We start from the raw sequence: 24,472 nt of genomic DNA, 5'->3' as shown, positions 1-24,472 counted from the left end.
TGCAGGCTCCCGCCAGCAGCCGGTATTACCTGACAGAGGAAGACTTATGTTCGGTTTGGAGGCGCTAGATCTCGCCCGAATTCAATTCGCGTTCACCATCTCGTTTCACATCCTGTTCCCGGCGATCACCATCGGCCTGGCCAGTTATCTTGCGGTGCTGGAAGGCTTGTGGCTCAAGACTCACAACGACACCTACCGTGACCTCTACCATTTCTGGTCGAAGATCTTTGCCGTCAACTTCGGCATGGGGGTGGTCTCGGGCTTGGTCATGGCTTACCAGTTCGGTACCAACTGGAGCCGCTTTTCGGACTTTGCCGGCGCCGTCACCGGACCGCTTCTGACCTACGAAGTGCTCACGGCCTTCTTCCTTGAGGCGGGTTTCCTCGGGGTGATGCTGTTCGGCTGGAACAAAGTGGGGCGCAAGCTGCACTTCTTTGCCACGGTGATGGTGGCCGTCGGTACGCTGATCTCGACCTTCTGGATTCTGGCCTCCAACAGCTGGATGCAGACACCACAAGGCTTTGAAATCATCGACGGCCGTGTGATTCCCACCGACTGGCTGGCGGTGATCTTCAACCCCTCGTTCCCCTATCGCCTGATGCACATGGCCACGGCAGCCTTTGTGGCCACGGCGTTCTTCGTCGGCTCTTCGGCAGCCTGGCACTTGTTGCGCGGCAAGGACAACCCGGCGATCCGCACCATGCTGTCGATGGCGATGTGGATGGCCCTGATCGTGGCGCCTATCCAGGCGGTGATCGGTGACTTCCATGGCCTCAACACCTTGAAGCACCAACCGGCGAAAATTGCCGCGATTGAAGGCCACTGGGAAAATATCGGCAATGAGCCGACGCCGCTGATCCTGTTCGGCTGGCCCGACATGAAGGCCGAGAAAACCAAATACGCGGTCGAAATTCCGTACCTCGGCAGCCTGATCCTGACCCACTCCCTGGACAAGCAGGTGCCGGCGCTCAAGGAGTTCCCGCCTGAAGATCGCCCCAATTCGACCATTGTGTTCTGGTCGTTCCGGGTCATGGTCGGCCTGGGCTTCCTGATGATCTTCACCGGTCTGTTCAGCCTGTGGCTGCGCCGGGGGGGCAAGATGTATACGTCCAAGCCGTTCCTGTACCTGGCGTTGTGGATGGGCCCGTCCGGCCTGATCGCGATTCTTGCCGGTTGGTTCACCACCGAAATCGGCCGACAACCGTGGGTGGTCTATGGGTTGATGCGCACGGCGGATGCTTCCTCCGGGCATAGCCTGGCGCAGATGACCATCACGCTGGTGCTGTTTGTGGTGGTGTACTTCGCGCTGTTCGGCGCCGGGTTGGGCTACATGATGCGCCTGGTGCGCAAAGGCCCGCAGACCCACGAGGGCAGCGAGCCAACCCATGGTGGCCCTGGCCAGAAACGTACACCGGCCCGTCCGTTGTCCGCCGCCGATGATGGCAGCGACGACGACCACACCCACATCCAGCACAAGGGGAATTGAGATGGGTATTGATCTTCCGCTGATCTGGGCCGTGATCATCATCTTCGGCATCATGATGTACGTGGTGATGGACGGTTTCGACCTGGGCATCGGCATCCTCTTTCCGTTTATCCCCGGCAAAGTCGACCGCGATGTGATGATGAACACCGTCGCGCCGGTATGGGACGGCAACGAAACCTGGCTGGTACTCGGCGGCGCGGCGCTGTTCGGCGCGTTCCCGCTGGCCTATTCGGTGGTGTTGTCGGCGTTGTACCTGCCGCTGATCCTGATGCTGATCGGGCTGATCTTCCGGGGCGTGGCCTTCGAGTTCCGCTTTAAGGCCAAGGACGACAAGCGTCACCTCTGGGACAAGGCGTTTATCGGTGGCTCCATCGCCGCGACGTTCTTCCAGGGGGTGGCGCTGGGGGCGTTTATCGATGGCATTCCGGTGGTGAATCGCCAGTTTACCGGCGGTTCGCTGGATTGGCTTACGCCATTCACCCTGTTCTGTGGCGTTGCACTGGTGGTCGCCTATGCCTTGCTCGGCTGCACCTGGCTGATCATGAAAACCGAAGGCAAGTTGCAGGAGCAGATGCACAACCTGGCGCGGCCATTGGCGTTTGTGGTGCTGGCAGTGATCGGTATCGTCAGTGTGTGGACGCCGCTGGCGCATCCGGAAATCGCTTCACGCTGGTTCACCCTGCCGAACCTGTTCTGGTTCCTGCCGGTGCCGATTCTGGTGCTGGTGACCATGTACGGGTTGATCCGCGCCGTGGCGCGTAATGCCCACTACACGCCGTTCCTGCTGACGCTGGTGCTGATCTTTCTCGGCTACAGCGGCTTGGGCATCAGCCTGTGGCCGAACATCATTCCGCCTTCCGTGTCGATCTGGGACGCCGCTGCTCCACCGCAGAGCCAGGGCTTCATGCTGGTGGGCACCTTGTTCATCATCCCGTTTATCCTGGGCTACACCTTCTGGAGCTACTACGTGTTCCGCGGCAAGGTCACCCACGAAGACGGCTACCACTAGGAGGGTCGTTGTATGTCCGGCAAACCTTCGTTACACGAGATTGAACAGGCCGAGAAACAGCCGTTATGGCGGCGCCTGGGGTGGCTGGCGATGATCTGGACCGGCAGCGTGCTGGCCCTGTTCGTCGTGGCCAGCCTGATGCGCATGTTCATGAATGCGGCCGGCCTGACCACTCACTGATATCCCGATCCGGGCTTTGCGGCCCGGTTTTCCAGCCCTCGCTACGAGGGCTTTTTTATTTGCGGGCTTTGAGAATGACGAACTTCGGCGTGGCGGCTACTTGTTCAACGCCACGGAACAAACGCGCCAATTTGCTGTGATAACCCAGGTGGCGGTTGCCGACGATATAAAGGGCACCGCCCACTACCAGGGCTTCGCGCGCCTGCTGGAACATGCGCCAGGCCAGGAAGTCGCCGACCACCTGTTGCTGGTGGAACGGCGGGTTGCACAGCACCACGTCCAGTGACTGGGCTTCCTGGCCGGCGAGGCCATCGGCGGCGCGTACGCTTACATCGCGCGTACCGAAGGCAGCCTGCCAGTTTTCGACCGCCGACTGCACGGCCATGTAGGACTCATCCACCAGGGTGTACTGCGCGTCGGGGTTTTGCAGGGCACTGGCGATCGCCAACACGCCGTTTCCGCAGCCCAGGTCCGCCACGCGGGCGCTGCCGAGATTGTTTGGCAGGTGCGGGAGGAAGGCACGGGTGCCGATGTCCAGGCCTTCGCGGCAGAACACGTTGGCGTGGTTCAACAGCTCGATGGCCGGTGCGTCCAGGGTGTAGCGGGTAGGGTAGGGCGAGACGGCGGCCGGGCGGGCGTCCACCGTGGCGATCAGCAAACGGGCTTTTTTCAGGGCAAGGGACGCGTGCATCGGGCCGATATAGCGCTCCAGCAACTCGCCCGCCGCCCGTGGCAGGTGCTTGACCATCGCGCCGGCAATCACCTGGGCGCCTGGCGCCAGTTGCCCTTGCAGGCGGATCAACTGCTCCTCCAAAAGGGCCAGGGTCTTTGGCACGCGGATCAGCACGCGGTCGAACGGCCCGGTCGGGACCTGGCTGGCGGGGACGAATGCTACGGCATCAAAAGCTTTGCCATTGCGCACCAGGTTTTTCTCCAGACCCTGGGCTGCCAGAAACGAGTCACCGCTGGACGTCACGTGCACCCGGCCTTCGAGGCTGGCCGCCAAGGCGCCGAAGCTGTCGTTGAGCACCAGCACGCGGGTAGCAGCGCCGGGCTGCTGCTCGGCCAGGTAGCTGAGCAGGTACTCATCGGCAGCATCAAAGGCCTGCAACGGGTCATTGTGTTGCTCAGGCTGGCGAATCAGGTCGAGCTGGGCGAAGGGGCTGTCAAGCAGGGGCATGGCGGGGAAGCTCTGGGTCATCGATGGGGCGGCAGCGGGCATGGGCAACCGGCGCAACCATCTGAGTGAACAACGAAGCGGCATCAATGCGCCGTATCAACACTCAGAATTGGCCGTAAATGTTACTTTTTTTTCGATGGGATTACATGCGGTGTTTCTTCAGCGGTTAAAACAACCCTGCTTTGGAAGCACACAGTACGGCGGCAATCTTGTTATTGACCCCCAGTTTTCTCAAGCAACTGCTGATATGAAAGCCCACGGTGCGCTCCGACAGGCACAGGATCGTGGCAATGTCCGAAGCCGTCTTGCCCAGGGCCGACCACCTGAGGATTTCCGTTTCTCGTGGGGTCAATTTGCAAGGCGCTGTGACGCTCGGCTTTTCGGCATAATTTTGTGCCACCGCGGCATGCATCACATGACAAAGCCAGAGCACCTGGCCGGCTTTCTCGTAAAGCTCCTGTGGGCTGACTTCGCCGTTGCTTCTGCCCAGGGTCAGCATGCTGAACACACCCTGGAAATCGTGCACGGCTTGGGTCCATCCAAAATGCACACCAAACGACTGGGCCAACGACCAGAGGTGGGGTGCGGCGCTGAAGGTTTTTTCATCCCACACGATAGGCAGCACGCTACGTTTGCAGTGGGCGACTACCGGATCGATGTCAAAAAAATGCGCTTGTTTGTAAACGGCATTCCATTCATTGGGGTAGTTATTAAAGTGAATCGGTTTGGTTTGGGTAGCTTGTTGTTGCGAACTCATCGTAAATGAGCAGTATTCGAATCCTAGCTCATAGGTGTGATTGACGACCATCTCATAAATAGTGGTGATCTTGTTCTCACCTTCCAGTTTGGGGAGTCGTGTATTGCGCCAGTTGACCATTTGTAACTCTCCATGGGTGTTGTTGCCTGGGCACGTCCCGGATCCCAGCGAGGTACGGAAATCAGTGTAGGACAAAGCCTACACATCGTAATGTGAAAAAATTTTACTGAATGCCCGTATTTTGTTTGTTTATTACTTATACAATGAGTGATCGTTTGTACATATAGTGCTTTATGTTCGGGTTATTCCTATAAGTTCAATGGGTTGGTGGTGATATTAAATTGGCATTTGTTTAGTTGCACTGCGACATCTAATGGCCTGTTAGAAGGGGAGAAATAGCTAAATAATTAGTTGGGACTGGATAGCTCCGATCCGAGCGCTTGCGCTGTAACAGCATAGCTGTTGCTCGCACTGGCAATGCCAGTACAAACCACTGGTGTTTCCCTGCGCGACTTTGAGAGACACTAGGGCACCTGTTCAACGGAGCCCCCCATGACGGCCAGCGCTGAGAAATTTACCCGCCAGACCCTGCTCGAAGTGCAATCGCTGACGCCCAGCCTGTTTACCCTGCGCACCAGCCGTGACCCGGGCTTTCGGTTTACCGCCGGCCAGTTTGTGCGCTTGGGCGTGACCAAGGCGGACGGCAGCACGGTGTGGCGCGCCTATTCCATTGTGTCCTCGCCATTTGATGAACACTTGGACTTCTTCTCTATCGTCGTTCCGGGGGGCGAGTTCACCAGTGAATTAAGCCGTCTGCAGGTGGGCGATACCTTGATGGTTGAGCGTCAGGCCACAGGCTATCTGACCTTGAATCGTTTTGTGGACGGGCGTGATCTGTGGCTGCTGGGCACCGGCACGGGGGTGGCACCGTTTCTGTCGATCCTGCAGGACTTCGAGGTCTGGGAAAAATTCGAGCGCATCGTACTGGTGTACAGCGCCCGAGAGGCCAAGGAGCTGGCGTATCAGTCGCTGATTAACACGCTCGGCGAGCGTGAGTACCTGGCCGAGTACGCGCATAAACTCACCTACATTCCCATCGTCACCCGTGAGCAGCACCCTGGGGCACTGAACGGGCGCATCACCACGCTGATCGAGAATGGCGAGTTGGAGCGCGCTGCTGGTGTAGAACTGACCCCGGAGCACTCCCGCGTGCTGATTTGCGGCAACCCGCAGATGGTCGATGACACGCGCCAATTGCTCAAGCAGCGCGACCTGCAACTGAGCCTGAGCCGGCGCCCAGGGCAAGTGGCGGTGGAAAATTACTGGTAATAAAAAAGGCGCCTGAAACAGGCGCCTCTTCCAGGCAAACGCGGGTTAAAGCGGTTTGTCGTTTTGTGCTTTGAGCAGATCACGAATCTCACCCAGCAGCAGCTCTTCCTTGGTCGGCGTCGGCGGCAGGCTTGGGGCCACAGCTTCTTCGCGCTTCAGGCGGTTGATGGCTTTCACGCCCATAAAGATGGCGAAGGCGACGATCACGAAGTCGATGATGCTCTGGATGAACTTGCCATAGGCCAGGACCACAGCGGGCACATCACCCTGCGCGGCCTTGAGGGTTATCGCCAGGTCAGCGAAGTCCACACCACCGATCAACAGACCAATAGGTGGCATCACCACGTCGCCTACAAACGAGGAAACGATTTTACCGAAGGCGGCGCCGATGATGATACCGACGGCCATATCGACCACATTACCTTTGACCGCGAAGGCCTTGAACTCACTGATCACGCCCATAGGTTATTCCTTGTTACAGTTGAGGAGGGTGGAGGTCAGTGTAAGTCAGTCGTAGCCCGCTTGCTCGACACAACCGTTAACACTGTCAATTTTTATCGACCCATTAAATCGTAAATAGTTTGCAAAGTGCCACCAATCGCGCGCGAAATACGCGCTACTTCAGGGGCTTGCCACACTTTTTTCTTAATCAGCCCGGTGGTGTTTTTCTATTTATCTTCTGACTCGCAGGTCACTAGCCTCTGGCAAGCACAACTGAATGTGCACTAAAAAAGCCAGAGGAAACCCCGATGAACACGTCAATGAGCCGCAGGCCTGTTTCCGCGCGATATGCGCTGGGATTGGTCACTGCCAGTCTGCTGTCCCTTTCCGTACAAGCCGCCAACCTGACCCGCGATAACGGTGCCGCCGTGGGGGACAATCAGAATTCACAAACCGCCGGGGCCAATGGCCCGGTGCTGCTGCAAGACGTGCAGCTCATTCAAAAACTGCAGCGCTTTGACCGTGAACGCATCCCGGAGCGCGTGGTTCACGCCCGTGGCACCGGCGCCCATGGCACCTTTACCGTCACCGATAACCTCAGCGACCTGACCAAAGCCAAAGTCTTCGCAGCCGGTGAAGCCACCCCTGTATTCGTGCGTTTCTCTGCCGTGGTGCACGGCAACCATTCCCCGGAAACCCTGCGTGACCCACGCGGTTTCGCCACCAAGTTCTACACCAGCGAAGGTAACTGGGACCTGGTGGGCAATAACTTCCCGACGTTCTTTATCCGCGACGCCATCAAGTTTCCGGACATGGTCCATGCGTTCAAACCGGACCCGCGTACTAACCTTGACGACGACTCGCGTCGTTTTGACTTCTTCTCCCATGTTCCAGAGTCCACCCGCACGCTCACCGAGTTGTATTCCGACTCCGGCACGCCAGCCAGTTATCGCGAAATGGACGGCAACGGCGTACATGCCTACAAGTTGATCAACGCCAAGGGCGAAGTGCATTACGTCAAGTTCCACTGGAAGAGCCTGCAGGGCATCAAGAACCTTGACCCCAAGCAAGTTACCGACGTGCAGGGGCGTGACTACAGCCATATGACTAACGACTTGGTCACTCACATCAACAAGGGCGATTTCCCCAAGTGGGACCTTTACGTGCAAGTGCTGAAACCTGAGGATTTGGCCAAGTTTGATTTCGACCCGCTGGACGCCACCAAGATCTGGCCGAATGTACCGGAACGCAAAGTCGGGCAAATGGTGCTGAACCGCAACCCGGCCAACGTCTTCCAGGAAACCGAGCAAGTGGCCATGGCCCCGGCCAACTTGGTGCCGGGCATCGAGCCGTCGGAAGACCGCCTGCTGCAAGGTCGAGTGTTCTCCTACGCCGACACGCAGATGTACCGCCTGGGGCCGAACGCCCTGCAACTGCCGATCAACGCACCGCGTGTCACCGTCAACAACGGTAACCAGGATGGCGCAATGAACGCCGGCAAGACCACCACGGGCGTGAACTACCAACCAAGCCGCCTGCTGCCACGTGACGAACCACAAGCCGCGCGTTACAGCCAGTCGGCGCTGTCGGGCAGCACCCAGCAGGCGAAGATCCAGCGCGAGCAGAACTTCAAGCAGGCCGGTGACTTGTACCGCTCCTATAGCCAGAAAGAGCGTCAGGACTTGATCGAAAACTTCGGCGGCTCCCTGGCCACCACCGATGACGAGAGCAAGCACATCATCCTGTCGTTCCTCTATAAGGCTGACCCTGAGTACGGCACTGGCGTGACCAAGGTTGCCAAAGGCGACCTGGCGCGCGTCAAGGCGCTGGCAGAAAAACTGACTGACTGACGTTGGTTACGGTCGGCGCCCGCTGATAGGCGTCGACCCCGAGCTGGAGAAAACTCATGCGAATTTCTATCGGTTTACTGATGGCCATGCTGGCCTTTGTCGCCCATGCCGAGTCACCCGACCCGGTCGCGCTCAAGGCTCAGTTGCAGGACTACTATTTCGATGCTGCCCGTCGTGGCGATATCGAGATGCTCAACACCTTCATAGAATCTGGCTACAGCCTCAACACCCAGGACGACAAGGGTTACACCGCGCTGATCCTTGCCGCCTACCACGGCCAGGCTCCATTCGTGGAACGCCTGCTCAACGCCGGCGCCGACGCCTGTGTGCAGGACAAGCGCGGTAACACCGCATTAATGGGCGCGATCTTCAAAGGCGAGCTGAAAATCGCCCGGCGCCTGCTCGCCACCGACTGCAACCCCGACCAGCGCAACGGCGCCGGGCAGACCGCCGCCATGTACGCCGGGCTGTTCAAGCGCGTTGAATTGCTGGATGAGTTAAAGGCCAAAGGCGCCGACCTAAACGCCGAAGACCCGATCGGCAACAGCGCTTCACGTTTGGCCAGTGGTGAAATCCGGACCCCGGCGCCGCGCTGAGCTATCATCGCGGTTTTTCGGTTGGAGGTTCTCAAATGGCAAAGGCCAAGCGCATGTACGGCTGCACCGAGTGCGGCGCGACCTTTCCCAAGTGGGCCGGCCAGTGCACCGAGTGCGGCGCGTGGAACACCCTGACGGAAACCATGATCGAAAGCGGCGGCGCCGCAGCCCCCACCGGCCGCGCCGGCTGGACCGGGCAACAGGCGCAGATCAAGACGTTGGCTGAAGTCAGCGTCGAGGAAATCCCACGTTTCTCCACGGCGTCCGGCGAGCTGGACCGAGTGCTCGGCGGCGGGCTGGTGGACGGTTCGGTGGTGCTGATCGGCGGCGACCCCGGCATCGGCAAATCGACCATCCTGCTGCAAACCCTGTGCAGCATTGCCAGCCGCATGCCGGCGCTGTACGTCACGGGTGAGGAGTCCCAGCAGCAAGTGGCCATGCGCGCCCGTCGCCTGGGCTTGCCCCAGGATCAACTGCGGGTCATGACCGAAACCTGCATCGAAAGCATCATCGCCACGGCCCGTATCGAAAAACCCAAGGTCATGGTGATCGACTCGATCCAGACGATTTTCACCGAGCAGCTGCAATCGGCACCCGGCGGCGTGTCCCAGGTGCGCGAAAGTGCGGCGCTGCTGGTGCGGTATGCCAAGCAGAGCGGTACGGCGATTTTTCTGGTGGGCCACGTGACCAAAGAGGGCGCCTTGGCCGGGCCGCGAGTGCTTGAGCATATGGTCGACACCGTGCTGTATTTCGAAGGCGAATCCGATGGCCGCCTGCGTTTGCTGCGGGCGGTGAAGAACCGTTTCGGCGCGGTCAACGAATTGGGCGTGTTCGCCATGACTGACCGAGGCTTGAAAGAAGTCTCCAACCCTTCGGCGATTTTTCTGACCCGCGCCCAGGAAGAAGTCCCCGGCAGTGTGGTGATGGCGACGTGGGAAGGCACCCGCCCGATGCTGGTGGAAGTTCAGGCACTGGTGGATGACAGCCACTTGGCCAACCCGCGCCGGGTCACGCTCGGCCTGGATCAGAACCGATTGGCGATGCTGCTGGCGGTGCTGCACCGTCACGGCGGCATTCCTACCCACGACCAGGACGTGTTCCTCAACGTGGTCGGCGGGGTCAAGGTGCTGGAAACCGCTTCCGACCTGGCGCTGATGGCGGCGGTGATGTCGAGCCTGCGCAATCGCCCGCTGCCCCATGACTTGCTGGTATTCGGCGAAGTCGGCCTGTCGGGCGAGGTACGCCCGGTGCCGAGTGGCCAGGAGCGCCTGAAAGAAGCGGCCAAGCACGGCTTCAAGCGCGCGATCGTGCCCAAGGGCAATGCGCCGAAGGAAATGCCGGCAGGGTTGAAGGTCATTGGCGTCACGCGCCTTGAACAGGCGCTGGATGCACTGTTCGAATAACCGTGAAGCAATCAGGGATGAACGCAATGCAACAGACCAATCGTTGGGGGGTATGTGCCCTGTTCGTGGCCTTGCTCGGGTTGTCGGGCATTGCCTTGGCTGAGTCGGCCCCACTGCCGGCCGGTTACCGCCTGGCCCAGGAACTGGCGACAGCAGACGGCAGCGTGCTGCAGGTGCTGGAAGACCAGCGCATCAGCGCGCAGTTGCACAAAGACATCTGGGGCAATGGCCTGGATGAGGACTCATTTGACGAGCCCGGCGATCTGGTGGAAAACCCGTTGCTCAACGCCCAGGTACGTTTGCTGTCGGCGTCCGGCGCTGTACTGGCGCACGACGATCTTGGCTACCCCTTGGCCAAGGTCAAGAAGGCCCCGCTTAAAGGCCTGCCGGACACGGTGTACTTTTTGAGCGTCGACCAGACGGCGCCGATGGGCAGTTACAGCGGCCCGGCGACTCAGTTGCTGATGCCGGCCAAACAGCAACTCAAACCAATGCGCTATAAGGGCGCGGCCGGCAAGGTCGAGCCGCTGACCCTGGCCCAGACCGGCAAAGCCGCCTGGCAGATCGCCACGCCAGCCGCCGGCGGTACGGATGAGTTACTGCAGGTCTCGTCCTTTATGGACGGTGACGGCGACGATGATTTCGCAACCCGCTACACGACCTATCGTTTTATCGATGGGCAATGGCAGGCCGTGTCGCGTCAGAAGGCGGGTTATTGGGACACGGAAAGCGAATTCCCCCCGAGTGCCGCGTTTCCCTGAGTGTCGCTTTTCCGTGAGAGCGTCACTACCAGAAGATCATTTTCAACGCCAAGGCAATCACGACTACGTTGAAAGCGCTTTCCATCCACTTATCGCCTTTCTGAAGAGCAAACTTGGCGCCCGCATTGGCGCCAAATAGCGTGCCTATGATCAGGCAACACCCGTACTGCCAATTAATAATTCCGCTGACACCGAATATTATTAACGAGCCGACTGAGAGGATGAGGCCACCCACCTTACGTGTGCCAATTGACTCACTGATCGTTTTCTTAAAAAATATAATATACAAATAAGTTGATAGCTTGGCCTGCCCGCCGAACAGGCCGCCGATCATGCCGACGGGAATAAACAGGATATACCCGCAAAAGCGCCTGAGCGAAGAAGGGGCCGTCTTCGGCGAGTGAGGCTTCCTGATGAGTGAAAGCCCCACCAGTAGCAGTGTCAGACCGCCAATGATTTTATGCAGCAGCGCCGGATCTATTTGCACGAGCAGACTTGCACCGACCAAGGCGCCAGCCAACCCAAGTGCGGCTGCGGGGGCCGCTAACCTGTAATCCACTTTTCCATTGTTATGAAAGTGTCTTAATCCGGCAAACATCGTCCCTACCGATGCCAGGCGGGCTGTCGCTATCGACGCCTGTGGGGATATTCCGAGCCAGATCATCACCGGCACTGTTAGAAATACACTGCCGCCGGTATTGGTGCCGATAAAACCCGTCATAACACCCAGTACGACCAACCCTGCGCCTATCAGCCACTCATGCTCAATCATATTGAAAGACCTGCATCCCTGATGACGTGCATTAATTGTTATTCGTTCAAGTAGAGGGGGTCTACCCAATGGTTGCAATTGCGGTCCCTACTATTAGCGGTTAGGTGCAGTTTTGCGGTGTGCACAAAGCTATATTCACCAATGATCGGACGACGGCGATCAAAGGTGTCGCCCATCGCTTTTGAAACAAGACTACTGAGTTTTAATACCTTTTGGCTTTTGCCGCTGCACAATATTGAATTGAAATGAAGATTTGTAATCAGTAGACATGTCTCAGTGATACCGCAGCGCCCGTCGCTACATTACGCTTTACTTGCGCTATGGCGGAGGCAAATGGCAAACTTCGACTGACGGTATAGCTGAGGTTGTATGCACCGCCCAACAAGTTGCAGACTGGAATGTTAAGCACTTTGCCCGCGAGGTCTAACAGAGCATGATCAATCGCACACTTGGCAAATAGATGCCCTTTGATCAGCGTGTCGAGTTGGCTCATGATAACTTCGAATGCGCAAGGGTCTTTTCCAATGATTGCCGGGCATAGATAACTTTCAAGGACGGCCAACATGGTTTCGGGAGTATCACCTTGAGCAGGATAGCGTCTTGAGATAGTTCCGGACTCTCCCCAACCTACCAAGCCAGTATCGGTGGTTAACTTTAATACTATATGCCGCCCCTTCGGGGTTATGTTGGTAGCGGTTTGGTAGGGGTTTTTATAGGGGATTTCGGTCAAGAAGATTTCGGCTTTGGCAATAAGCATGCTTTAACATCCTGTTAGAGGGCCGGGCTGGAAGGGCAGGTGAAATGTAGTTTATTAACTGTGTTTTTATCAAGCGCGCGAACCGTATCGTCTTAATGATCGATCATGAAAATAATTTCATTATTGGAAGTGTTGCTTTTTAAAGAAAGGAGCGGCGTTGCTTATTTTTCCCACCGAATTCAATGTGGATTGAGTTGTTACAGTTTTAATTAAAATGACGTATGTCGTTTTTGTGAAGGGTTTATATGTTTCCAGGTGGTCGTGCAGGCGGGGTTGTTATGATGATTTGATCTAAAGGTATGACTTTTATTGATGAGGATGTAGCGGAGGCTGGCGGGTGAGTGGATCTATTCAGACACCCGTAGCCTCTGCGGTTTAGAGGGTTTTCAAATCTCTAACAAGGCGCCCAGCTCACGCTCCAGTTCTTCATGATCGCCCACATTCAGCTCAATCAACCGCCGCAAATGGCCGATCGACTCCAGGTCTATGTGCTCACACACAAACCCCAACTGCCCATGATCATCGTGGGCCAGTCTGACCTGCATCTTTATATGCGCCTGCGGATCCAGACGGATATCCACATCAAACGGCTGAGCGCGATTGCCCTGCCAGTCATCAGGGCGCTGCACCAACAAACCTTTGAGCGAGAGGTCCACCAATTGCACCGGCCAATTCCAGCGGTCTTGCGCAATGGTCGTTCGGGCATCAAAGGCAATACGCCGAAAACGGCGCCGATCTGACGGTTGCTCGCTCATGGTCAAACCCTCTGGAGATAAGGGGATTGTAGCCCTGCGCCATCATCGGGCCTTTATTTCTGCTTTTTTTACGGTTGCAAGGCTCTAGACCAACGTAGGGGGGTGGCCTTTAAGGCCAACAGCGCTAAACTCGGGCTGGCTGTCTTTCTGTCCACCCTGGCTGGAATATAAAAATGAAAAATAATAATAGCCTGCTACGCCACCTACCCTGGCTGGTGCTGGCAATCGTAGGAGCGTGCGCCTTGGGCGTAGTGGCCTTGCGCCGCGGCGAGGCGATCAACGCCTTGTGGATTGTGGTTGCTGCTGTCGCCATCTACCTGGTTGCGTACCGTTACTACAGTCTGTTCATCGCTAACAATGTGATGCAGCTCGATCCACGGCGGGCCACCCCTGCAGTGCTCAACAATGACGGCCTGGACTATGTGCCGACCAACAAACACATCCTCTTTGGGCACCACTTTGCGGCGATTGCCGGCGCAGGTCCGCTGGTCGGCCCAGTATTGGCGGCGCAAATGGGCTACCTGCCCGGCACGCTTTGGCTGATTGCCGGTGTGGTGCTGGCCGGTGCGGTGCAGGACTTCATGGTGCTGTTCCTGTCCACTCGTCGCAATGGGCGTTCCCTGGGGGACATGGTTCGCGAAGAGATGGGCCGCATTCCGGGGACCATCGCGCTGTTCGGCTGCTTCCTGATCATGATCATCATCCTCGCGGTGCTGGCGCTGATCGTGGTCAAGGCCCTGGCCGAGAGCCCGTGGGGCATCTTCACGGTGATGGCGACCATCCCGATCGCGATGTTCATGGGCGTGTACATGCGCTACATCCGTCCGGGCCGCATTGGCGAAATTTCGGTCATCGGCGTGCTGTTGCTGCTGGGTTCGATCTGGCTGGGCGGGCAGATTGCCGCTGACCCGGTGTGGGCCAAGGCTTTCTCGTTCACCGGTATCCAGATCACCTGGATGCTGATCGGCTACGGTTTCGTGGCGGCGGTATTGCCGGTGTGGCTGATTTTGGCACCGCGTGACTACCTCTCCACCTTCCTCAAAATCGGCACCATCATCGCCCTGGCGATCGGCATTCTGGTCACCATGCCAGAGCTGAAAATGCCGGCCCTCACCCAATTCATCGACGGCACTGGCCCGGTGTGGAAGGGCGGCCTGTTCCCGTTCCTGTTCATTACCATTGCCTGTGGCGCGGTCTCGGGTTTCCACGCACTGATTTCCTCGGGCACCACGCCCAAGCTGCTGGATAACGAAGTCAACTCGCGCTACATCGGTTACGGCGCGATGCTGATGGAGTCGTTCGTGGCCATCATGGCCATGGTTGCCGCCTCGGTGATCGAGCCCGGCGTGTATTTCGCCATGAACAGCCCGGCTGCGGTGGTCGGTGGTGATGTGGTGACTGTGGCGCAAACCGTCAGCAGCTGGGGCTTTGCAATTACCCCGGAAGCCTTGACGGCCGTGGCCCATGACATCGGCGAAACCACCATCCTGGCGCGTGCCGGCGGTGCGCCGACCCTGGCGGTGGGTATCGCGCAGATCCTGCACAGTGTGCTGCCGGGTGAAAACACCATGGCGTTCTGGTACCACTTTGCGATCCTGTTCGAAGCATTGTTCATCCTGACCGCAGTCGACGCCGGCACCCGTGCGGGGCGCTTCATGCTCCAGGATTTGCTCGGCTCCTTCGTACCGTCGCTCAAGCGTACCGAGTCCTGGACCGCTAACTTGATTGCTACGGCAGGTTGCGTGGCGATGTGGGGTTACCTGCTGTACCAAGGCGTGATCGACCCGCTGGGCGGCATCAATACCTTGTGGCCGCTGTTCGGTATCTCCAACCAGATGCTCGCCGGTATCGCGCTGATGCTCGCCACCGTTGTGCTGATCAAAATGAAGCGCCAGCGCTACATTTGGGTGACCATGCTGCCGGCAGTCTGGCTGCTGATCTGCACCACCACCGCAGGCTTCATCAAGCTGTTCGACGCTAACCCGGCGATTGGCTTCCTGTCGCTGGCCAAGAAGTACAGCGATGCCCTGGCCAACGGCCAGATCCTCGCACCGGCCAAGAACATCGACCAGATGCAGCACGTGATCTGGAACGCTTACACCAACGCAACGCTGACGGCGCTGTTCCTGTTCGTGGTCTTCAGCATCCTGTTCTATGCGCTCAAGGTCGGCGTCGCCGCCTGGGGCAACAAAGAGCGCACGGACAAAGAAGCCCCGTTTCAGGCTGTACCGGACGCGTAAACGAGGATTGCAACCATGTTCAATGACATCAGTCGCCTCGGTAAATACCTCGGTCAGGCCGCGCGCCTGATGGTCGGCATGCCCGACTACGACACCTACGTCGAGCATATGCAAACCAAGCACCCGGACAAACCGGTGATGGACTACAAGGCGTTCTTCCGCGAACGCCAGGAAGCCCGTTACGGTGGCAAGGGTGGGCCTAAGTGCTGCTGACCCGGTATTCGGGTTAGCGCTTCTCCCTGTGGGAGCAAGGCTTTATGTGGGAGCTGGCTTGCCTGCGATAGCATCACCTCGGTCTGCCTGATAGACCGAGTTGCCTGCATCGCAGGCAAGCCAGCTCCCACATGGGTCTGCTCCCACATTTGTTTCTGTGTTCCTTCAAGGAGAATTTTTTGTCCTCTCCCATCCCCGTCACCATCCTCAGCGGCTTCCTCGGCGCCGGCAAAACCACCTTGCTGCGCCACCTGCTCAAGGCTGAGCACGGCCTCAAAATCGCCGTGATCGAAAACGAATTCAGTGATGCCGGTATCGACACCCAACTGTTGGGCGCCGAACCGGTGCAAGTCATGACCCTGTCCAACGGTTGCGTGTGCTGCACTATCCACACCGACCTGACCAAAGCCCTGTACCTGCTGCTCGAGCGCCTGGACAGCGGCGAGATCGCCTTCGACCGCCTGGTGATCGAGTGCACCGGCCTGGCCGACCCTGCGCCTGTGGCCCAGACCTTTTTCATCGACGAGGAGCTGCGCGAGCGCTACATCCTCGACGGCATCATCACCTTGGTGGACGCGGCCCATGCTGAGCACCACCTGACCCAGACCATCGCCCAGGCTCAGATCGGTTTTGCCGACCGCCTGCTGGTGAGCAAGCGTGATCTGGTGGATGAGGCATCCTTCGACGCCCTCAGCCAGCGCTTGACCCGCATCAACCGCCGTGCGCCGATTCGCGTGGTCGACCACGGCAAAATCGACCTGGCCGAACTGCTCGACGTGCGCGGCTTTAATCTCAACGCGGGCATGACCCTGCGCCCGGTCAGTGCCGCGCCGTCCATCGACCGTATTTCCAGCCTGGTGCTGCGCACCGACCAGCCGCTGGATATCGACCGGCTCAGCGAGTTTATGAACGAACTGCTGGAGGACCATGGCAAACAACTGCTGCGCTACAAAGGCGTACTGAATATTGCCGGGGAAGACCGGCGCATGGTGTTCCAGGGCGTGCTCAAGCTTTACGGTTTCGATTGGGACACCGAATGGGCCGAGGGCGAGGCGCGCGAAAGTGTGATTGTGTTTATTGCTGATGAGTTGCCGGAAGCCAAGATTCGCGAGGGCTTTGCCAGGGTCTACCAACCCTGACTCGAAATGCATTCAAAATGTGGGAACTGGCTTGCCTGCGATGGCGGTGGGTCAGCTAATGATGTGCCAACTGACAGGCCGCTATCGCAGGCAAGCCAGCTCCCACATTGAACCGTATTTCAATTTGAGAACGGCCATAAAAAAGCCCGGCTCAAGAGCCGGGCTTTTTATTCAAGCAACTGCAATCAAGCGCCGTACACCGGCAGTTTTTTGCAGATGGCCTTGACCTTCTCACGGACCGCGTCAATCACGGCTTCGTTGTTCAGGTCAGCCAGGATGTCGCAGATCCAGCCGGCCAGTTCCTTGCACTCTGCTTCTTTAAAGCCACGAGTGGTCACAGCCGGGGTGCCGAAGCGCAGGCCGGAGGTGACGAACGGCGAACGTGGGTCGTTCGGCACGGAGTTTTTGTTCACGGTGATGAAGGCTTTGCCCAGTGCGGCGTCAGCATCTTTACCGGAGATGTCCTGCTTGATCAGCGACAGCAGGAACAGGTGGTTTTCAGTACCGCCGGACACCACGTCAAAGCCGCGCTCGATAAACACGCTGGCCATGGTCTGGGCGTTTTTCACCACTTGCTGCTGGTAAGTCTTGAACTCAGGCTGCAGGGCTTCTTTGAAGCAGATCGCTTTAGCGGCGATCACGTGCTCCAGCGGGCCGCCTTGGGCGCCAGGGAATACGGCAGAGTTCAGCTTCTTCTCGATCTCGGCGTTGGCGCGAGCCAGGATCAGGCCGCCACGTGGACCGCGCAGGGTCTTGTGCGTGGTGGTGGTCACGACGTCAGCGAAAGGCACCGGGTTCGGGTAGACGCCAGCGGCGACCAGACCGGCTACGTGAGCCATATCAACGAAGAGATAAGCGCCGACTTTGTCAGCGATAGCGCGGAAACGTGGGAAATCCAGGATCTGCGAGTAGGCAGAGAAACCGGCCACGATCATTTTTGGCTTGTGCTCAACGGCCAGGCGCTCGACTTCGTCGTAGTCGATCAGGCCGTTGGCATCGATACCGTATTGAACGGCGTTGTACAGCTTGCCGGAGGAGGAAACGCTGGCGCCGTGGGTCAGGTGACCACCGTGGGCCAGGCTCATGCCCAGGATGGTGTCGCCGCCTTGCAGCAGGGCCAGGTACACGGCGCTGTTGGCTTGGGAACCGGCGTGTGGCTGAACGTTGGCGTAATCGGCGCCGAACAGTTCCTTGGCACGGTCGATTGCCAGTTGCTCAACCACGTCGACGTACTCGCAACCACCGTAGTAGCGCTTGCCTGGGTAGCCTTCGGCGTATTTGTTGGTCAGAACCGAACCTTGAGCCTCCATCACCGCAGGGCTGGTGTAGTTTTCCGAAGCGATCAGCTCAATGTGCTCTTCCTGGCGCACGGCTTCTTGCTCCATGGCGGCGAAGAGATCGGCGTCGTACTTGGCAATAGTCAAATCACGGCTGAACATGGCGGTCCTCAAGGATCGGGGGCAGAAAAGGAAGGCATTCTAACCCAATGGGTTTTAGATGGCATATGAAAGGACATCATGTCGCGGACAAGTGGGGCTCATCCAGGGATGGGCGGTGCCTGTACTGGCCCTATCGCAGGCAAGCCAGCTCCCACACCTGAAGGTATTCACAATTCAAAATGTGGGAGCTGGCTTGCCTGCGATAGGGCCATCAGCCCCACCACAAGGCTTCAGTCGAACATGAACAGCGCATCATTGCTGAACTGCGCTTCAAACCGATTTGCCGGCATTGGCCGCCCAAACAGATAACCCTGCACCTCATCACAGCCATGTTCACGCAGGAAATCCAGCTGCTCATGGGTTTCCACGCCCTCGGCGATCACCGCCAGGTTGAGGCTGTGGGCCATGGCGATAATCGCGCGGGCAATTTGCGCGTCCTGCTCGCCGGACGGCAGGCCGTCGACGAAAGTTCGGTCGATCTTCAACACATCGATGGGGAATTGCTTGAGGTAGTTGAGCGACGAATAACCGGTGCCGAAGTCGTCCACCGCAATGCTCAGGCCCAGGTTTTTCAGGCTGGCGAGGATCTGCATGGCCTCGTTGACTTCGCGCATCAGGATACTTTCGGTCAGCTCCAGCTCCAGGCACGCCGGCGGCAGGCCGGTGTCCTTGAGAATAGTGGCGATGCGTTCGCCCAACTGCCCATCGGAGAATTGACGCGCCGAGATGTTCACCGAGACTTTCGGCACGCGCACCTTGTTCTGGTGCCAGGTCTTGAGCTGGCGGCAGGCTTCCGCGATCACCCAGTCGCCCACGTCTACCACCAGCCCCAATTCCTCCAGTACCGGGATGAAATCCCCCGGCGGCACCAGCCCTCGGCGTGGGTGACGCCAGCGCAGCAGGGCTTCGGCGCCGGTCAGGCGCTTGCCGTCGCCGCTGAACTGCGGTTGGTAATACAGCACGAATTCGTTCTGGTCCAAGGCGTGGCGCAGGTCGCTCTCCAGCTCCAGGCGCTCCAGGGCGCTGGCATTCATGTCCGCCTGGTAGAACTGGAAGTTGTTCTTGCCGCGCTCTTTGGCGTGGTACATCGCCGTGTCGGCGTTTTTCATCAGTTGGCTCAGTTCGTTGCCGTCCTGCGGGCTTAAGGCGATGCCGATACTGGCTGTCACAAAGAACTCGCGGCCCTCCAGCACAAATGGCTTCACCAGGCTTGCCAGGATCTGCTCGGCCACGGTAATTGCACGGTTCAGCGCCATCTCGCGGCTGACCCGCGGTTGCAGCAGCAAGGTGAACTCGTCGCCGCCCATACGTGCCACGGTGTCGTCTTCGGCCACGCAGCCCAGCAGGCGGGTGGCCATTTCCTTGAGCATGCGGTCGCCGGCGGCGTGGCCCAGGGAGTCGTTGATCGGTTTGAAACGGTCGAGGTCGAGGAACATCAGTACCACCCACGACTTTTGCCGTTCGGCCGACTGCAGCGCGGTGTGCAGGCGGTCCTGGAACAGTGTGCGGTTGGGCAGGTGGGTCAGGGCGTCGTAATACGCCAGGCGGTGGATGCGCTGCTCGCTGGCCTTGCGCTCGCTGATATCACTGAAGAAACACACGTAGCTGGCCAGGTCGCCTTCATCGTCGAATACGGCGGTAATGCCGACCCAGGCCGGGTAATGCTCGCCATTGCGACGCTTGAGCCACACTTCACCTTCCCAGGTGCTGTGCTGATGCAACTGCTTGAGCACGTAACGCAGGTGCGCCTCCTGCTGTTCATCCACCGTGAGCATGTTCGGCAATTGATCCAGCACGTCTGCCACTGCATAGCCGCTGACCCGGCTGAACGCCTCGTTGGCCTGCACGATATAACCGGCCGGGTCGGTGATCAGGATCGCCGAGGTTGAGTGCTCGAATACCGTGGCCGCCATGCGCAGGTCTTTTTCGGCGCGGCGTTGCTGGCTGATATCGCGGCCCACACCCAGGATGCCTTCAAACGCGCCGTGTTCGTCCCAAACCAGCACCAGGCGCAACTCGATCGGCACCTTGCGGCCGTCGGCGCGCAGGCAGTCGAACAGGAACAGTTGGGTGTGGATATCATCACGCAGTCTGTTCAGCGCCTCGGGGTCGCCGAGCGCACGGCTGACCTGTTCCACCAAACTGTAGATACCGGTCAGTTGCTGCGGGTTGGCGATGATCGACTGCCAGCCGTTCTTGAACACCCAGTCCACGTCATAACCCAGCACGGCGTTGACTGATGGGCTGATGTAATTGAGCGCAAGCTGGCTGTCGGTGGAGCAGATCACGTCGCTGATGCTTTCGGCCAGCATGCGGTAGCGCTGCTCGCTGTCACGCAGGGATTCACTGGCTTCGATCTGGTCGGTGATGTCCTTGGCCACGCCGATGATCCGCGTGACCACAGCGGTTTTATCCCGCGCCAGCGCTTGCTCACGGATATCAAAGCGCCGCCACTGGTTATTGCGATGGCGAAAGCGCAGCTGGCATTGCAGTTGGGTGGTGTAGCCGACCTCGCGCTGTTGCAGGCGCAAGTCGTGGTAATACTCGGCATCCTCGGGGTGCAGCAGGATTTCCCAGAAGTACTCGCCCATTTGCTGCAGTTCGGCCTTGTTGTAGCCGAGGGTATGGCCCAAATGGTGGTTGCTGAAAATCATGCGCTGGCTGATCACGTCCTGCACATACAGGTGATCAGGCACGGTGCGCACCACGTCCGACCAGAAACTCTCACGCTCCACCAGCGACAGTTCGATCAGCTTGCGGCTGGTGATATCGCTGATGCTGAGAATCACGGCCTTGAAGTCGTCCTGCTGCTCCGGCAGGCGCATCACCAGCCACAGATATTGGTCATTGCCGGCCACGTCATTGAGCTGGATTTCCAGCTCCAGCTGTTTTTGCTGGGTCAGAACGGCTTCGAGCACTTGATAGCCGATGGCGGTGGCATTGCTTGGGCAATCATCGATCAAGCGTTCCCAGGCCTGCTCGCATGAGCCGACATTCAGCAGGCGCACGGCCACCTGGTTGACCTCGGTAATGCGCAGTTCCTTGAGCAGTTGCTGGCGCCCGGCGGTGTTGTTGAGCAACCAGACCTGCAATTGCTCACGGGTCTGCACGTGGGTCTTGTCAAAAAACGCCTTGAGCCCCGACAGATCCAACACGCACAGGGCCACGCCGGTGCCTTCGAAAATATCCTGATAACGCCGGCGGCCTTCATGCACCTGGCGCTGGCGGCGGCGCATGTTCAGCAGCACGATCAGCGGGATCAGCGAGAACGCCAGGCCCAGCAGGCATTTGCCGATAAACGCCGGCAGCAGTTGCTCCAGCACCGCGCTGCGGTCAAACAGGCCGCGCAATTGCCAATCGCTTTTACTCAGGGGCGTAACCAGCACGCTTTTGTTCAATTCATCCGGCGTCAGCGCCGCGGCCCATTGCGCAGGCATGCCACTGTCGCGGCTGACCACGCGGTGGTTCAGGCGGTTCTCGATGGCCCACATCGGCCGCTGGCCCTGGCCGTCCTGGCGGGTGAGGTTGCTCAGGTAGCTGGGCGCCAGGCGCAAGGCCCAGTACATTTTCGAGCCGCCGCTGGGCTGCTGAAGCAACAGATAGATCAGGGTGCCGTCGGGGCTGTTGCTCAAGTAATAAGGTTGTGAGTGGCTGCGCTGCACCAGCTCTTCAAGCCAGGCGCGGTCCTGGCTGCCTTTGGCGCTGTCGCTGATCAGCGCGCCGCTGGGGGCGAGCAGGGCGAAACTGCGCAGCTCCGGCAACGAGCGTTGCAAGGTGCGCATCAGCGCCTGTTGTTGCTCGTCGTTGCGCGGCGGCTCGACCATCGGCAGCAGGTTCAAGGCGATTTTCGCGCTCAGGGCCATGTTCAGGCTGATCTGTTCAGCCAGGTCGGCGCTGTAATCGATGGTGTATTGCTGTTGGTTTTTCTGGTTTTGCTGCAGTTGGTCCAACAGCTGCCAGAACAATAACGCCAGCAGCACCAGCACCAGCATCGCCAGTGCGCCTTTTAAAGTGCCGTGCAGGGGCGCGCCCGGCGCTATATGAGCGGCGCGCAAGGGCGTGGGCGGCGTGACTTTGGACAAGCTGTGATCCTGCGGTTTGGCTGGACTGGCGCGCGACGTGCACTATAAGCCGGACGCCCGGAGGGCGGCTAGCATGCCTTGCCTTGTGGCAAAGTGCCAGCCCCGCCTGGCTGGACTGCCCAAGCGCATTCAGGTAGCTTTGCCGGTTACGCGGGGGCGTTCCAGCCCCAGACATTCAGGCTTTTTCCGCTCGCAGGCATTGATGATAGTCAACGGCCCGCGCGGCGCATGGCCTGCACGGGCTTCGCCCGCTTAATTCATCAGTCACTGACGCTAGGTTCACCATGGCTCAATACGTCTTCACCATGCATCGGCTGGGAAAAGTTGTTCCGCCGAAGCGGGAAATCCTGAAAAATATTTCGCTGTCTTTCTTCCCTGGCGCCAAGATCGGCGTGCTCGGCCTCAACGGTTCGGGTAAGTCCACGCTGCTGAAAATCATGGCCGGCGTCGACACCGAGTTCGAAGGCGAAGCGCGCCCGATGCCCGAACTGAACATCGGCTACCTGCCGCAAGAGCCGATCCTGGACCCGACCAAGACCGTGCGTGAAGTGGTCGAAGAAGCGGTGGCCGTGATCAAGAACGCCCAGGCCCGCCTGGACGAGGTCTACGCCGCCTACGCCGAAGAAGATGCCGACTTCGACAAGCTGGCCGCTGAACAGGCCAAGCTCGAAGCCATCCTGCAGGCTGGCGACGGCCACAACCTGGAGCGCCAGCTGGAAGTCGCCGCCGACGCGCTGCGTTTGCCAGCGTGGGATGCCAAGGTCGAATTCCTCTCCGGCGGTGAAAAACGCCGTGTGGCCCTGTGCCGCCTGCTGCTGTCGGCTCCCGACATGCTGCTGCTCGACGAACCGACCAACCACTTGGACGCCGATTCCGTCGCCTGGCTGGAGCACTTCCTGCACGATTTCCCGGGCACCGTGGTAGCGATCACGCACGACCGCTACTTCCTGGACAACGTCGCCGGCTGGATCCTCGAGCTCGACCGTGGCGCCGGTATCCCTTACGAGGGCAACTACTCCGGTTGGCTGGAAGCCAAGTCCGACCGTCTGGCCGCCGAATCCAAGCAGCAATCGGCCCACGAAAAAGCCATGAAGGAAGAACTGGAGTGGGTGCGCAAAGGCGCCAAGGCCCGCCAGTCCAAATCCAAGGCACGTCTGCAACGCTTTGAAGAAATGCAGTCGCAGGAATTCCAGAAGCGCAGCGAAACCAACGAGATCTACATCCCGGCCGGCCCGCGCCTGGGTGACAAGGTCATCGAATTCAAGAACGTCTGCAAAGGCTATGGCGACCGCGTGTTGATCGACAACCTGTCGTTCTCCATGCCAAAAGGCGCGATCGTCGGCGTTATCGGTGGTAACGGTGCGGGTAAATCCACACTGTTCCGCATGCTGATGGGCAAGGAAACCCCGGATTCGGGCAGCATCGAAATCGGTGAAACCGTGCAACTGGCCTGCGTGGATCAAAGCCGCGAAGACCTGGACGGCAGCAAAACGGTATTCCAGCAAGTCTCCGAGGGGTCCGACCAGATCCGCATCGGCAACTATGAGATTCCGTCGCGCACTTACGTCGGCCGTTTCAACTTCAAGGGCGGCGATCAACAGAAGTTCGTCAAGGACCTGTCCGGTGGTGAGCGCGGTCGCTTGCACCTGGCACTGACCCTGAAAGAAGGCGGCAACGTGTTGCTGCTCGACGAACCGTCCAACGACCTCGACGTTGAAACCCTGCGTTCCCTGGAAGAAGCCCTGCTGGACTTCCCGGGCGCCGCCATTGTGATCTCTCACGATCGGTGGTTCCTTGACCGCGTCGCGACGCACATCCTGGCGTACGAAGATGACTCCCAAGCGGTGTTCTTCGAAGGTAACTACACCGAGTACGAAGCGGACCGTAAGAAGCGTTTGGGTGATGCTGCTGCCCAGCCGCACCGTGTACGGCACAAAAAACTGGCCTGAGTTGGGTTGGTTTGAAAAAGCGGAGCCTTCGGGCTCCGCTTTTTTTTGCGTGTGTTTCAGGAGGACCGAGGTGGATTTATCGCAGGCAAGCCAGCTCCCACCTTCGACCGCATTTCACATTGGCAACCCGATCA

At 58.9% G+C, this 24,472-nt stretch carries 20 protein-coding genes; 12 read left to right on the top strand and 8 right to left on the bottom strand.

Annotation, left to right across the window (positions count from 1 at the left end; genetic code table 11):
- Nucleotides 1-46: 46 nt before the first annotated feature.
- The 3 genes from HX790_RS16395 to HX790_RS16385 are packed head-to-tail and all read left to right on the top strand — an operon-like array spanning nt 47 to nt 2,675.
- The gene (locus HX790_RS16395) at nt 47-1,486 is read left to right on the top strand and encodes a cytochrome ubiquinol oxidase subunit I (protein WP_176991797.1); all 1,440 of its coding nucleotides are present in this window, start codon (nt 47-49) and stop codon (nt 1,484-1,486) included.
- Nucleotide 1,487: 1 nt separating this feature from the next.
- Nucleotides 1,488-2,495: a cytochrome d ubiquinol oxidase subunit II gene (gene cydB / locus HX790_RS16390; protein ID WP_017139316.1), complete on the top strand. Its 1,008-nt coding sequence runs from the start codon at nt 1,488-1,490 to the stop codon at nt 2,493-2,495.
- Between the two features lie 12 nt (nt 2,496-2,507).
- Complete coding sequence (locus HX790_RS16385; RefSeq protein WP_010206690.1) at nt 2,508-2,675, top strand: DUF2474 domain-containing protein; 168 nt, start codon at nt 2,508-2,510, stop codon at nt 2,673-2,675.
- 55 nt (nt 2,676-2,730) lie between these two features.
- Here HX790_RS16385 and HX790_RS16380 read toward each other — a convergent pair whose 3' ends face one another.
- On the bottom strand, nt 2,731-3,855 hold the full coding sequence (locus HX790_RS16380) for a methyltransferase (RefSeq protein ID WP_169987340.1): 1,125 nt from the start codon (nt 3,853-3,855) through the stop codon (nt 2,731-2,733).
- A 166-nt stretch (nt 3,856-4,021) separates the two neighbouring features.
- Entirely contained in the window at nt 4,022-4,732 is a 711-nt protein-coding gene (locus HX790_RS16375; RefSeq protein ID WP_017139313.1) for a LuxR family transcriptional regulator, read from the bottom strand.
- A 432-nt stretch (nt 4,733-5,164) separates the two neighbouring features.
- Here HX790_RS16375 and HX790_RS16370 point away from each other — a divergent pair, with 432 nt between their 5' ends.
- Nucleotides 5,165-5,941 (top strand): ferredoxin--NADP reductase, encoded by a 777-nt coding sequence (locus HX790_RS16370; RefSeq protein WP_099547617.1) that lies wholly within the window; start codon nt 5,165-5,167, stop codon nt 5,939-5,941.
- Nucleotides 5,942-5,986: 45 nt separating this feature from the next.
- Here HX790_RS16370 and mscL read toward each other — a convergent pair whose 3' ends face one another.
- Nucleotides 5,987-6,403 (bottom strand): large-conductance mechanosensitive channel protein MscL, encoded by a 417-nt coding sequence (gene mscL / locus HX790_RS16365; RefSeq protein ID WP_017139311.1) that lies wholly within the window; start codon nt 6,401-6,403, stop codon nt 5,987-5,989.
- A 287-nt stretch (nt 6,404-6,690) separates the two neighbouring features.
- On the opposite strand from mscL, the gene HX790_RS16360 reads away from it, so the two are divergent.
- From HX790_RS16360 to HX790_RS16345, 4 genes are read left to right on the top strand one after another with little or no spacing between them, the layout of a single operon-like run.
- Entirely contained in the window at nt 6,691-8,232 is a 1,542-nt protein-coding gene (locus HX790_RS16360) for a catalase (protein ID WP_017139310.1), read from the top strand.
- Nucleotides 8,233-8,288: 56 nt separating this feature from the next.
- Entirely contained in the window at nt 8,289-8,828 is a 540-nt protein-coding gene (locus tag HX790_RS16355; RefSeq protein WP_176991796.1) for an ankyrin repeat domain-containing protein, read from the top strand.
- A gap of 35 nt (nt 8,829-8,863) precedes the next feature.
- On the top strand, nt 8,864-10,231 hold the full coding sequence (radA, locus tag HX790_RS16350) for a DNA repair protein RadA (RefSeq protein ID WP_138451911.1): 1,368 nt from the start codon (nt 8,864-8,866) through the stop codon (nt 10,229-10,231).
- 26 nt (nt 10,232-10,257) lie between these two features.
- Nucleotides 10,258-10,992: a hypothetical protein gene (locus HX790_RS16345; protein ID WP_176991795.1), complete on the top strand. Its 735-nt coding sequence runs from the start codon at nt 10,258-10,260 to the stop codon at nt 10,990-10,992.
- 25 nt (nt 10,993-11,017) lie between these two features.
- On the opposite strand, the gene HX790_RS16340 is transcribed toward HX790_RS16345, so the two are convergent.
- The 3 genes from HX790_RS16340 to HX790_RS16330 form a co-directional block, all read right to left on the bottom strand.
- Nucleotides 11,018-11,764, bottom strand: coding sequence for a sulfite exporter TauE/SafE family protein (locus HX790_RS16340; RefSeq protein ID WP_017139306.1), 747 nt, complete (start codon nt 11,762-11,764; stop codon nt 11,018-11,020).
- Nucleotides 11,765-12,023: 259 nt separating this feature from the next.
- Nucleotides 12,024-12,521, bottom strand: coding sequence for a hypothetical protein (locus HX790_RS16335; protein WP_017139305.1), 498 nt, complete (start codon nt 12,519-12,521; stop codon nt 12,024-12,026).
- Between the two features lie 386 nt (nt 12,522-12,907).
- On the bottom strand, nt 12,908-13,276 hold the full coding sequence (locus tag HX790_RS16330; RefSeq protein WP_017139304.1) for a PilZ domain-containing protein: 369 nt from the start codon (nt 13,274-13,276) through the stop codon (nt 12,908-12,910).
- A 173-nt stretch (nt 13,277-13,449) separates the two neighbouring features.
- On the opposite strand from HX790_RS16330, the gene HX790_RS16325 reads away from it, so the two are divergent.
- The 3 genes from HX790_RS16325 to yjiA all read left to right on the top strand — a co-directional run bounded on the left by HX790_RS16325 (nt 13,450) and on the right by yjiA (nt 16,868).
- Entirely contained in the window at nt 13,450-15,516 is a 2,067-nt protein-coding gene (locus tag HX790_RS16325) for a carbon starvation CstA family protein (protein ID WP_017139303.1), read from the top strand.
- Between the two features lie 15 nt (nt 15,517-15,531).
- Nucleotides 15,532-15,729 carry a YbdD/YjiX family protein gene (locus HX790_RS16320; protein ID WP_003194308.1) on the top strand — a complete coding sequence of 66 codons (198 nt, stop codon included), beginning with the start codon at nt 15,532-15,534 and terminating at the stop codon, nt 15,727-15,729.
- Nucleotides 15,730-15,860: 131 nt separating this feature from the next.
- Nucleotides 15,861-16,868 (top strand): GTPase, encoded by a 1,008-nt coding sequence (gene yjiA, locus HX790_RS16315; RefSeq protein WP_017139302.1) that lies wholly within the window; start codon nt 15,861-15,863, stop codon nt 16,866-16,868.
- Between the two features lie 185 nt (nt 16,869-17,053).
- On the opposite strand, the gene glyA is transcribed toward yjiA, so the two are convergent.
- Together glyA and HX790_RS16305 are read right to left on the bottom strand one after the other, a co-directional pair.
- Nucleotides 17,054-18,307, bottom strand: coding sequence for a serine hydroxymethyltransferase (gene glyA, locus HX790_RS16310; protein ID WP_053137906.1), 1,254 nt, complete (start codon nt 18,305-18,307; stop codon nt 17,054-17,056).
- A 230-nt stretch (nt 18,308-18,537) separates the two neighbouring features.
- Entirely contained in the window at nt 18,538-22,389 is a 3,852-nt protein-coding gene (locus HX790_RS16305) for a bifunctional diguanylate cyclase/phosphodiesterase (protein ID WP_017139301.1), read from the bottom strand.
- A gap of 284 nt (nt 22,390-22,673) precedes the next feature.
- Between HX790_RS16305 and ettA the strand changes: the two genes are divergently transcribed.
- Entirely contained in the window at nt 22,674-24,338 is a 1,665-nt protein-coding gene (gene ettA, locus HX790_RS16300; protein ID WP_056858231.1) for an energy-dependent translational throttle protein EttA, read from the top strand.
- Nucleotides 24,339-24,472: the final 134 nt, after the last annotated feature.

Source organism: Pseudomonas sp. IPO3747, assembly GCF_013385245.1.
Taxonomy (GTDB): Bacteria; Pseudomonadota; Gammaproteobacteria; order Pseudomonadales; family Pseudomonadaceae; genus Aquipseudomonas; species Aquipseudomonas edaphica.
The sequence above is the reverse complement of the archived record's forward strand: the minus strand, read 5'-3'. Positions and strand labels throughout refer to the sequence as shown.